The 11,977-nt window shown below is 31.2% G+C and carries 10 protein-coding genes; 8 read left to right on the top strand and 2 right to left on the bottom strand.

Translation table 11 applies throughout. The features are described 5' to 3' along the window. Nucleotides 1–62 precede the first annotated feature (62 nt). Together pyrF and OLM55_RS12485 are read left to right on the top strand one after the other, a co-directional pair. Entirely contained in the window at nucleotides 63–881 is an 819-nt protein-coding gene (gene pyrF / locus OLM55_RS12490) for an orotidine-5'-phosphate decarboxylase (protein WP_264559235.1), read from the top strand. 3 nt (nucleotides 882–884) lie between these two features. Beyond that, on the top strand, nucleotides 885–1,685 hold the full coding sequence (locus tag OLM55_RS12485; protein ID WP_264560633.1) for an ABC transporter substrate-binding protein: 801 nt from the start codon (nucleotides 885–887) through the stop codon (nucleotides 1,683–1,685). A gap of 155 nt (nucleotides 1,686–1,840) precedes the next feature. On the opposite strand, the gene OLM55_RS12480 is transcribed toward OLM55_RS12485, so the two are convergent. Continuing rightward, nucleotides 1,841–2,551, bottom strand: a complete 711-nt coding sequence (locus OLM55_RS12480) for a DUF4197 domain-containing protein (protein ID WP_264559234.1) — start codon at nucleotides 2,549–2,551, stop codon at nucleotides 1,841–1,843. A 131-nt stretch (nucleotides 2,552–2,682) separates the two neighbouring features. On the opposite strand from OLM55_RS12480, the gene OLM55_RS12475 reads away from it, so the two are divergent. Next, the gene (locus OLM55_RS12475) at nucleotides 2,683–6,108 is read left to right on the top strand and encodes a methylmalonyl-CoA mutase family protein (protein WP_264559233.1); all 3,426 of its coding nucleotides are present in this window, start codon (nucleotides 2,683–2,685) and stop codon (nucleotides 6,106–6,108) included. Between the two features lie 91 nt (nucleotides 6,109–6,199). On the opposite strand, the gene OLM55_RS12470 is transcribed toward OLM55_RS12475, so the two are convergent. After that, nucleotides 6,200–6,343: a hypothetical protein gene (locus tag OLM55_RS12470; protein ID WP_264559232.1), complete on the bottom strand. Its 144-nt coding sequence runs from the start codon at nucleotides 6,341–6,343 to the stop codon at nucleotides 6,200–6,202. 97 nt (nucleotides 6,344–6,440) lie between these two features. Between OLM55_RS12470 and OLM55_RS12465 the strand changes: the two genes are divergently transcribed. The 5 genes from OLM55_RS12465 to OLM55_RS12445 all read left to right on the top strand — a co-directional run bounded on the left by OLM55_RS12465 (nucleotide 6,441) and on the right by OLM55_RS12445 (nucleotide 11,971). Continuing rightward, nucleotides 6,441–6,962 (top strand): hypothetical protein, encoded by a 522-nt coding sequence (locus OLM55_RS12465; protein WP_264559231.1) that lies wholly within the window; start codon nucleotides 6,441–6,443, stop codon nucleotides 6,960–6,962. A 179-nt stretch (nucleotides 6,963–7,141) separates the two neighbouring features. After that, entirely contained in the window at nucleotides 7,142–9,331 is a 2,190-nt protein-coding gene (locus tag OLM55_RS12460; protein WP_264559230.1) for a glutamine synthetase III, read from the top strand. Nucleotides 9,332–9,456: 125 nt separating this feature from the next. After that, nucleotides 9,457–10,266, top strand: a complete 810-nt coding sequence (locus OLM55_RS12455; protein ID WP_264559229.1) for an OmpA family protein — start codon at nucleotides 9,457–9,459, stop codon at nucleotides 10,264–10,266. A gap of 10 nt (nucleotides 10,267–10,276) precedes the next feature. Beyond that, the gene (locus OLM55_RS12450; protein WP_264559228.1) at nucleotides 10,277–10,717 is read left to right on the top strand and encodes a hypothetical protein; all 441 of its coding nucleotides are present in this window, start codon (nucleotides 10,277–10,279) and stop codon (nucleotides 10,715–10,717) included. Nucleotides 10,718–10,792: 75 nt separating this feature from the next. After that, nucleotides 10,793–11,971, top strand: coding sequence for an AIR synthase related protein (locus tag OLM55_RS12445; RefSeq protein ID WP_264559227.1), 1,179 nt, complete (start codon nucleotides 10,793–10,795; stop codon nucleotides 11,969–11,971). The last annotated feature ends 6 nt before the right edge of the window (nucleotides 11,972–11,977 follow it).

Raw genomic sequence — 11,977 nt, 5'->3', positions numbered from 1 at the left:
GAGGCTTTTTTTATAGCCTACTTTTAAATATATTTTGCATTTTTGTATTAAGTTAATTTACAATGACAACACAACAACTAGAACAACAAATTCAATCTAAAAAATCATTCTTATGTATTGGTTTAGATGTCGATTTAAATAAAATTCCAAAACATTTATTGAATACTGAAGATCCAATTTTCGAATTTAATAAAGCAATTATTGATGCAACGCACGATTTATGTGTTTCATATAAACCAAATACTGCTTTTTATGAAGCTTTTGGAATTAAAGGTTGGCAATCTTTAGAAAAAACAATTAATTATATCAACGAAAAGTATCCTGAAATTTTTACCATTGCCGATGCAAAACGAGGAGATATTGGAAATACTTCTTCAATGTATGCGAAAGCTTTTTTCGAAGATTTAAATTTTGACTCGGTTACCGTTGCGCCTTATATGGGGAAAGATTCTGTTGAGCCTTTTTTAGCTTTTGAAAATAAGCATACAATTATGTTGGCTTTAACGTCTAATGAAGGTGCTTATGATTTTCAAACAAAAAAAGTAGAGGGTAAAGAGTTGTATAAAACAGTTTTAGAAACTTCTAAAAGTTGGAAAAATTCTGAAAATTTGATGTATGTTGTTGGTGCTACCAAAGCAGAATATTTTACCGAAATTAGAAAAATGGTTCCAAATAGTTTTTTACTAGTTCCAGGGGTTGGTGCGCAAGGCGGAAGTTTATCTGAAGTTTGTAAATACGGAATGAACGAGAATGTTGGGTTATTGATAAATTCTTCTCGTGGAATTATTTATGCTTCAAATGAAATTGATTTTGCTGAAAAAGCGAGAGAAGAAGCTTTGAAGTTGCAGCAAGAAATGAAGTTTATTTTAGAAAATAAATAAGTGATAAAATCTTTTACAGATCAAATAGGAATTTCACATACTTTTGAGTCAGTTCCAAAACGAATTGTTTCTTTAGTGCCTTCTCAAACTGAATTATTAGTTGATTTGGGCTTGGAAGATTCTATTGTTGGTATAACTAAATTTTGTATTCATCCTATTTATTTTAAAGCTACAAAAGCGATTGTTGGCGGAACAAAAAATATCAAATTTGATAAAATAAAAGCGCTTCAACCCGATATTATCATTTGTAATAAAGAAGAAAATACGAAAGAAATTGTTGAAGAATTAAGACAAATTTGTCCGGTTTGGGTTACCGATATTTATTCTATTGAAGATAACAATCATATGATACGAGATTTTGGAGAAATTTTCAATAAACGAACAAATGCTCAAAAATGGATGGATAAAATCAATTTTGCATATCAAGATTTCCAAAATTTTATACAAAATAAACCAATTAAAAAAGCAGCTTATTTTATTTGGGCTAATCCATACATGGTAGCAGGAAATAACACGTTTATTAATGAGTTATTGAAATTGAATCATTTCCAGAATATTTATCTAACAAAAGAAGGGCGTTATCCAGAAGTTGAGTTGAAGAAAATTCGTTTAGAAGGTGATCCAGACTATGTTTTTCTTTCTTCTGAACCTTTCCCTTTCAAAGACGAACACGCATTTGAAATAGGACGATTTACCCATCATGCCATTACGGTTTTTGTAGATGGGGAAATGTTTTCGTGGTATGGTTCTAGATTATTAAAGGCTTTTAAATACTTCAAAGAATTGCATAATCGTATTGCATAAAAAAACCACGCCCTAAGACGTGGATATTTTTTCTAACTAACCTAACCAAATATGAGAATTTCTTCTTTTATAACACTGCAAATATCTAAATATTTTTTTTGTTTTATGTTAAGGTTTTGTTATATGTATGTTATTGAATGCTAAAATTTTATAAACTATTTTTTGTCTTGTAAGGCAAAAACTTTTTTCAGTAAATCAGAAGATCTTGCGCTAAAATTTCCTCTAATATTTTCTTCTTCAACTGCAATCATTTTAAATACTCCTTCCATTGCTTTATTGGTAGTATAGTCTGTTAAGTCTGGGTTTACTTTGTTTACAAATGGAATAGCATTGTATTTAGTAATAATATTTGTCCAAACTTTATCTGCTCCTACTTTAGCGAATGAATTTTTAATTACAGGATTAAATTTTCCATACAATGCTGTAGATGTTGAACTTTGTAAATAAGTTGTTGCCGCAGTATTGTCTCCCATTAATATATTCTTAGCATCATTAAACGACATATTTTTAACCGCATCTACAAAAATAGGAGTAGCTTCTTTTACGGCATCTTCAGCTGCTCTATTAAGTACTTTTAAACCTTCATCAGCTAAACTTGATAAACCTATTTGACGTAATTTTGTGTCTACTGTTTGTAGTTCTTCAGGCAATAAAATTTTAACAGCTTCATTTTTAAAAAAACCGTCAGTTGCTGTAAGTTTTGATACTTGTTGATCAATTCCTTTATCTAAAGCTTCTTTTAACCCATTAGAAATATCTAATTGACTCAACCCAACTGTTTCTTGTGGTAATTGATCGAGAACTTGTTGCATTTCTGCGCATCCAAATAATGTAAAAGCGAATAAACTCAGTGTAATCTTTTTCATAAAAATCTTTTTTTCTTTAATAAATCAAATATAGTATCTTTTTTTAAAAAGCCATAAAATCTATTGAAAAGTGTGGAATAAAAATTATTAAATTCGTAAATTGCACGCTTTAATTTTATATAAAATTACATATGGAACAACAACAACCTTATATCCCTAATAATAAAGTAAGAATTGTTACTGCTGCTTCACTTTTTGATGGACATGATGCTGCAATTAACATAATGAGAAGAATTATCCAAGCAACAGGTTGCGAAGTAATTCATTTAGGGCATGATAGAAGTGTAGAAGAGGTTGTAAATACAGCTATTCAAGAAGATGCAAATGCTATTGCAATGACTTCTTATCAAGGTGGTCATACCGAATATTTAAAATACATGTTCGATTTACTAACTGAAAAAGGAGCAGGACACATTAAAATATTTGCTGGTGGAGGCGGAGTTATTCTTCCTGTAGAGATTGAAGAACTTCATGCTTATGGTATTGAAAAAGTATATTCTCCAGACGATGGCCGAGCAATGGGTCTTCAAGGAATGATTAATGATTTGGTAAAACGTGCTGATTATCCAATTGGAGATAAACTAACAACTGAAGCAGATCATTTAGAAAATAAAAACCCAAGAGAAATTGCTCGTGTTATTTCGGCAGCTGAAAATTTCCCTGAAATTGCAAAAGCAACTTTAGAGAAAATTCACAAAACAAACGAAACGTCTAAAATTCCGGTTCTTGGAATTACAGGAACAGGAGGAGCAGGAAAATCATCTTTAGTTGATGAATTAGTTCGTCGATTTTTAATTGATTTTCCAGAGAAAACTATCGGATTAATTTCAGTCGATCCATCAAAACGTAAAACAGGAGGAGCGCTTCTAGGGGATAGAATTCGTATGAATGCTATTAATAATTCTAGAGTATACATGCGTTCGTTAGCAACTCGTCAATCTAACTTAGCTTTGTCTAAATATGTGGCTGAAGCGATTCAAGTTTTAAAAGCAGCTAAATATGATTTAATTGTTTTAGAAACTTCTGGAATTGGACAAAGTGATACTGAAATTATGGATCATTCTGATGTTTCTCTTTATGTTATGACTCCAGAATTTGGTGCTGCAACTCAATTAGAGAAAATTGACATGCTTGATTTCGCCGATTTAGTAGCTTTAAATAAATTTGACAAACGTGGAGCGCTTGATGCAATTCGCGATGTGAAAAAACAATACCAGCGTAATCATAATCTTTGGGATATAAATCCAGATGAAATGCCCGTTTTTGGAACTATTGCTTCTCAGTTCAATGATCCAGGAATGAATACGTTGTATAAGTCTATAATGGATAAAATTGTAGAGAAAACAGAATCTGATCTAAAATCTACTTTTGAGATTACACGTGAAATGAGCGAGAAAATTTTCGTAATTCCTCCGCATAGAACGCGTTACTTATCTGAAATTGCAGAAAATAATCGTAAGTATGATGAAACTGTTTTAACGCAAGTTGAAGTGGCTCAAAAACTATACGGAATTTTCAAAACAATCGAATCAGTTAACGGAAATTTACCTCAATTTGATAAAGCAGGAATTATTGAAGAGTCTTTGCAAATTAATGACTCAAACAAAGAATTCGTTTCTTTATTAGTTAAAGAATTCGACCGAGTGAAAATGAATTTAGATCCATACAATTGGGAAGTAATTCAAACTTGGGATGAAAAAGTAAATAAATATAAAAATCCGGTTTACAGCTTTAAAGTTCGTGATAAGGAAATTAAAATTGCAACACATACAGAATCGCTTTCGCATTCTCAAATTCCTAAAATTGCTTTACCAAAGTATCAAGCTTGGGGCGATATTTTAAAATGGAATTTGCAAGAAAATGTACCAGGTGAATTTCCATTTGCATCAGGATTATATCCATTCAAACGTGAAGGTGAAGATCCAACACGTATGTTTGCAGGAGAAGGTGGGCCAGAAAGAACAAACAGACGTTTTCACTATGTTTCTTTAGGTATGCCAGCAAAGCGTTTATCAACTGCTTTTGACTCGGTAACTTTATACGGTAATGATCCAGATCACAGACCTGATATTTATGGTAAAATTGGAAATGCAGGAGTTTCGATTTGTTGTTTAGATGATGCGAAGAAATTATATTCTGGATTTGATTTAAGTCACCCAGCAACTTCGGTTTCTATGACAATCAATGGACCAGCACCTATGTTACTAGGATTCTTTATGAATGCTGCAATTGATCAAAATTGTGAAAAATATATAAAAGAGAACGGTTTAGAAGCTGAGGTTGAAGCTAAAATTAAAGCCATTTACAAAGAAAAAGGAACCGAAAGGCCTACTTATAACGGAGCTTTACCAGAAGGAAACGATGGTTTAGGATTGATGTTGTTAGGAGTTACAGGTGACCAAGTTTTACCTGCAGATGTGTATAACGAAATTAAAGTAAAAACCTTAGCACAAGTTCGAGGAACGGTTCAGGCAGATATTTTAAAAGAAGATCAAGCGCAAAATACCTGTATTTTTTCAACTGAGTTTGCATTACGTTTAATGGGAGATGTTCAAGAATATTTCATTAAAGAAAATGTTCGTAATTTCTATTCGGTTTCAATTTCAGGATATCATATTGCAGAAGCTGGTGCGAATCCAATTACGCAATTGGCATTTACTTTAGCAAATGGTTTTACATATGTTGAGTATTATTTAAGTAGAGGAATGGATATTAATGCATTTGGGCCAAATTTATCATTTTTCTTCTCCAACGGAATTGATCCAGAATATGCTGTTATTGGTCGTGTAGCTCGTAAAATTTGGGCAAAAGCTATGAAGTTAAAATACGGGGCAAATGAAAGAGCTCAAATGTTGAAATACCATATTCAAACATCAGGACGTTCTTTACATGCTCAAGAAATCGACTTCAATGATATTCGTACAACCTTACAAGCGTTATATGCAATTTATGACAACTGTAATTCGTTGCATACCAATGCATATGATGAAGCGATTACAACGCCAACTGAAGAATCAGTGCGTAGAGCAATGGCAATTCAGTTGATTATTAATAAGGAATTAGGTTTAGCGAAAAACGAAAATCCAATTCAAGGCTCGTTTATTATTGAAGAATTAACTGATTTGGTAGAAGAAGCAGTTTTAACAGAATTTGATAGAATTACTGAAAGAGGTGGAGTTCTTGGAGCAATGGAAACCATGTACCAAAGAAGTAAAATACAAGAAGAGTCTTTATATTATGAGACTTTGAAACATACCGGTGAATTCCCAATTATTGGAGTAAATACGTTTTTAAGTTCAAAAGGTTCTCCAACAGTAATTCCAGCCGAAGTAATTCGAGCAACTGAAGAAGAGAAGTTATTCCAAATTAAAACTTTAGAAAATTTACATCAAGGTAATGCGGATAAAGTAAAAGAGCAAATTAATCTATTACAAGAAGCAGCTATTAAAAACGAAAATTTATTTGAGTTATTGATGGATGCTACCAAATATTGTACACTTGGTCAAATTACTTCAGGATTATTCGAAGTTGGTGGGCAGTACAGAAGGAATATGTAAGCGGTTTGTCAATGCGAAGAACGAAGCATCTTGTCAAATGATTATTAAATAAGCAATAGAAAACCTTTCAGAAATGAAAGGTTTTTTGTTTTTATGTTTTTTTATTCTCGTTAAATTTACGGGTAATTTCTTTTAATTTTTCAGCACGAGCAACCTTCTTAGCTTTGGCTTTATCTTGTTCCTTGTGTAATTTATCGTTATGCTTTTTTATGTTTCGTTCGTTATTTCTTCCCATTTTTTTAATTCTTTTAAAGACTACAAACTTAAGAAAAAATGTTTTGGCATGACTATTGAATTATTGAAGCTATATTAATCTTAAAAAAAATATAGTTATGAGGAAAATTACTTTATTGATAGCGCTTATTGGGATGATAACGTTACAAAGTTGTGTTAGAGAAGATGTAGTTGTATCTGATAATGTAGATTACGATACTATAAGTGAAGTTTTTGAATATTCAAATGTTGATTTTTATTCAGGCAGCGGATATAGTGTAGTATTAAACTTTCCACATACTATTTATTCTTCAGATATGGTTTTAGTGTATCGTTTAGCAAGTTATGGTTCTTCTGGAGATGTTTGGAAACCAATGCCTGAAACATATTATTTTAATAATGGTACTTTAGATTTTGGTTACGATAACGACTTTACAAGATATGATGCTCAAGTTAATTTGTTTGGATACGATTTACCTGGATTATCAAATTCATATAAGTTAGATCAAGTTTTTAGAGTTGTGATTATTCCTGCATATTTTGGAAATAAAAACCCAGATGCAGTTAATTTTAACGATTATGATTCGGTTGTTGAACACTATAATTTAGATGAATCTAAAATTACAAAAATTAAAATGTAATAATATTAAGTAAAATATAAAGCTCAGCTAACGTTGAGCTTTTTTTATGGGTAAAGATCATTTAAATACACTTAATTTTAATATTACCCCTATAAAAAACAGGGTTAAAATATTTTATTTAATTATTTTAAGTATATTTGCATCAAAATAATGGGGTTAAATATTCTAAAATTTATTTTATGGCAACTTTAAGATTTCAAGCTTTACAAAGCGCATCAGGTAGAAAACCTGTTATTGTGGAAGAATTAGACAGAAAGTCTAAGATTTTTGGTTCAAATGTTTTTAATGATAAGGCAATGCGTCTTTTCTTAACCGGTGAAGCATATAAAGCAGTTCAAAGCGCAGTGCAGCATGGAACTAAAATTGACAGAAAAATTGCAGAGCATATTGCAATGGGAATGAAAGAATGGGCTTTGTCTAAAAATGTTACACATTATACACACTGGTTTCAACCGTTAACTGGTACTACTGCAGAAAAGCATGATGCTTTCTTTGAAACCTCTATGGATGGAAGTGATCCTGTAGAAAAATTTGGAGGAACGCAGTTAGTTCAACAAGAACCAGATGCTTCTTCTTTCCCAAATGGTGGAATTAGAAATACATTCGAAGCACGTGGTTATACAGCTTGGGATCCAACATCTCCAGCATTTATTTTTGGAACAACTTTATGTATTCCAACGGTTTTTGTTTCTTACACTGGTGAAGCTTTAGATAATAAAACACCTTTATTAAGAGCATTGACTGCTATTGATGCTGCTGCGACAGATGTTGCAAAATATTTTGATAAAAACGTAAAAAAGATAACACCAACTTTAGGTTGGGAACAAGAATATTTTTTAGTTGATGCTGCTTTAGCTTCTTCTCGTCCAGATTTAATGGCTACTGGTAGAACATTATTGGGTCATACTTCTGCTAAAGGACAACAATTAGATGATCATTATTTTGGTTCAATTCCAACACGTGTTTTACAATACATGAGAGATTTGGAAAATCAATGTATGTTATTAGGTATTCCAGTAAAAACACGTCACAATGAAGTTGCGCCAAATCAATTTGAGTTGGCTCCAATTTTTGAAGAAACTAATTTAGCGGTTGACCATAACTCTTTATTAATGGATGTAATGCAAAAAGTTGCAGAACGACATGATTTTAAGGTTTTATTTCATGAAAAACCTTTTAAAGGAGTAAATGGTTCAGGTAAACACAACAACTGGTCGTTAGCTACAGATACTGGAATTAATCTATTAAGTCCAGGTAAAACGCCTATGAGTAACTTACAATTCTTAACGTTTTTCATCAATACAATAAAAGCGGTTCATGATAATGAAGAATTAGTAAGAGCTTCTATTGCGTCTGCAAGTAACGATCATCGTTTAGGGGCAAATGAAGCACCTCCAGCGATAATTTCAGTGTTTATTGGTCAACAATTAACGAAAGTACTAGAAGAATTAGAAGGGGTTTCAAAGGGAAAATTATCTCCTGAAGAAAAAACAGATTTAAAGTTGAATGTTGTTGGTAAAATTCCAGATTTACTTTTAGATAATACGGATAGAAACAGAACTTCTCCTTTTGCGTTTACTGGTAATAAATTTGAATTTAGAGCTGTAGGTTCTACTGCAAACTGTGCAGTTTCAATGACTACTTTAAATACTATTGTAGCAAAACAGTTGAAAGACTTTAAAGCTGAGGTTGATGCCTTAATAGAAAAGAAAGACATGAAGAAGGATGATGCCATCTTTAATGTTTTAAGAGAATATATTAAAGGAACTAAAGCTATTCTATTTGAAGGAGATGGATATAGTGAAGCTTGGGAAAAAGAAGCTAAGAAAAGAGGTTTAAGTAATCATAAAACTACTCCTGAAGCTTTAAAGGCAAAAGTTTCCAAAAAAGCAATTGCTCTTTTTGAAGAAATGGGAGTAATGAACCATATAGAAGTTGAATCTCGTTATGAAATTGAATTGGAAGAATATACTAAGAAAATTCAAATTGAAGGAAGAGTTCTTGGTGATATTGCTCGTAATCATGTAGTTCCTACTGCTATAAAATATCAAAATACATTAATTGATAATGTAAGAGGTTTAAAAGAAATTTTTGGTAAAGATTTTGAAGTTATTGCAAAAGAGCAAATTAAGATGATTAAAGATATTTCTGGACATATTGAAGGAATTAATTCTAAAATCGATGCAATGATTGAAGCTCGTAAAAAAGCAAATTTACTAACTGATGCCGAAAAACAAGCTGCTGCGTATTGTAATGAAGTAAAACCATTCTTTGAAGAAATTAGATATCATTCTGATAAATTAGAATTGTTAGTTGATGATGAAATGTGGACTCTAACTAAATACAGAGAGTTATTATTTACTAAATAATCTATTTTATATATAATATTAAAACGTATTTGTTGTTTATAGCAAATACGTTTTTTTTATATTTGGTACTTTGGTATGCTTTTATATATAATATAAATATCGTTACTTCGTAAAAAATCTTAAAAATGAAAACCTTTTTTCTATATACTGCACTTTTTTTTGGTTTAACTATGTTTTCTCAAGAACAGTTTTCTGTTTATTTTGAGACCAATAAATTTGAGTTAAATAAAGCAGAAAGTTTAAAGTTAGATAAATGGATTAATGAAAACAAAACTTCAAAAATTGTAGCAATTAATGGTTATACAGATGAAGTCGGTTCTACTGGATATAATGATACTCTTGCTTTAAAGAGAGTACAATCTATTTTTAATTTAATAAAAGAAAAGGTTACTATAAGAGAAGATTATAAATCAATTAGTGTTGGTGAAAATTTCAAGCAGTCAAACATACAATCAGAAAATCGAAGAGCTACAATTTATTATATCTTAGAAAAAGATTTAGCTCGAGAAAATGAAATATTAGGAATTGAAGAAGAGGTTGTAATTCCAGAAGACGCGACTTTAGAAGAAAAAGTGGCGCTAGCAAAAGTGGGTACAAAAATTACATTAAAAAATATTAATTTTTATCAAAATACATTTGCAATTACACCAGAGTCTAACGGATCTTTATATGATTTGTTATTCGTAATGCAAAATAACCCCAATTTAAAAATTCAAATTCAAGGTCATATTTGTTGTATAGCTAAAGACGGAAGAAACTTATCTTTAGAACGAGCAAAGCAAGTTCGTAGATGGTTGGTTTACCAAAGAATTCCACAACACAGGATTACTGTAACTGGTTTTGGTACAACACGACCAATTTATCCAATTCCTGAAGAAAACGAAGAACAAGCCGCTGCGAATAGAAGAGTTGAGATTGAAATATTAAGTAAGTAATAGAGAAAACATGAAAAAGTATTCAATAATATTTTTGTTTTTATTGACCGTGATAACATTAAGTTGCACTAAAGAAAATTGTTCTGAAAATGTTATTCCGCCACAAGCATCGGTATTTATAGAAGTTTTGGATGAAGATACAGATGAAAATGTATTTACAAATGAAACGTATACTGTAGGTGATATTTCGGTAACAGAATTTGATGATACAGAGGTTGATTTTGTTTTGATTACTCGAGATAGTTTGAATTTAATTCAAATCTTTCCTAAAACCAATGTAGAATTAGACAATAAAATTTATTTAAATATTGCTGATGATGAAACTATTGAAATACAGTATGATGTGGAAACATTAAATACGGAATGTTATACTCAAAAGAGAATTATAAATGTAAATATTCCATTTTATACATTTACTGAAGAAAATCAAATTTTTAGAATTAAAATTTAAGATTTTCTAAATTCTAATTTCAGAATTCTAAATTTTAGGACTATCTTTGCGCCACAACACAACACACACTAAAAAATGAGTTCTGAAACGAGCAAACGCTACAATTTAAGAGGAGTTTCTGCTTCCAAAGAAGACGTTCATAATGCTATTAAAAACATCGACAAAGGATTGTTTCCTAAGGCATTTTGTAAAATTATCCCCGATTATTTAACAAATGATGAAGAGTATTGCATAATAATGCATGCAGACGGTGCGGGTACAAAATCCTCATTGGCTTATATGTATTGGAAAGAAACGGGTGATTTGTCTGTTTGGAAAGGTATTGCTCAAGATGCATTAATAATGAATATTGACGATTTATTATGTGTGGGCGCAACCGATAATATTTTACTTTCTTCGACAATTGGTAGAAATAAAAGTGTAATTCCTGCTGAGGTTCTTTCTGCAATCATCAACGGAACAGAAGAATTAATTTCCGACTTAAAAGAGTTTGGTGTAACCATTCATTCAACTGGAGGAGAAACTGCTGATGTTGGTGATTTAGTTCGAACAATTATCGTAGATTCAACTGTTACAGCAAGAATCAAACGTGCAAACGTTATAGATAATGCAAATATTCAACCTGGAGATGTAATTGTAGGTTTAGCCTCTTTTGGTCAAGCTACTTACGAAAAAGAATACAACGGTGGAATGGGAAGTAACGGATTAACTTCTGCTCGTCATGATGTTTTTTCAAAATATTTAGCGGATAAATACCCTGAAAGTTTCGATGCTTCAGTTCCAAGTGAATTAGTGTATTCTGGTCAAACTAAATTAACAGATTCAGTTAAAAATAGCCCAATAGATGCTGGTAAATTAGTGCTTTCTCCTACGAGAACTTATGCGCCAGTAATCAAAAAGATTTTAGAAAAATACAATTCAAAAGATATACATGGAATGGTTCACTGTAGCGGTGGAGCACAAACAAAAATTCTTCACTTTGTAGATAATGTTCATGTTATAAAAGATAATTTATTTCCGGTTCCACCTTTATTTAAATTGATACAAAAACAATCAAAAACCGATTGGAAAGAAATGTACCAAGTTTTCAATTGCGGTCACCGAATGGAAATATATGTTCCTGCTGAAGTAGCTCAAGATATTATCACAATTTCAAATTCATTTAATATTGAAGCGCAAATTGTAGGAAGAGTAGAAACTTCAGATAAGAAGAAATTAACAATAAAATCTGAATACGGAACATTTGAATATTAAAAAACA

The sequence above is a fragment of the Flavobacterium sp. N2270 genome (assembly GCF_025947225.1).
GTDB lineage: Bacteria > Bacteroidota > Bacteroidia > Flavobacteriales > Flavobacteriaceae > Flavobacterium.
This window is presented reverse-complemented; position numbering and strand designations above follow the sequence as displayed.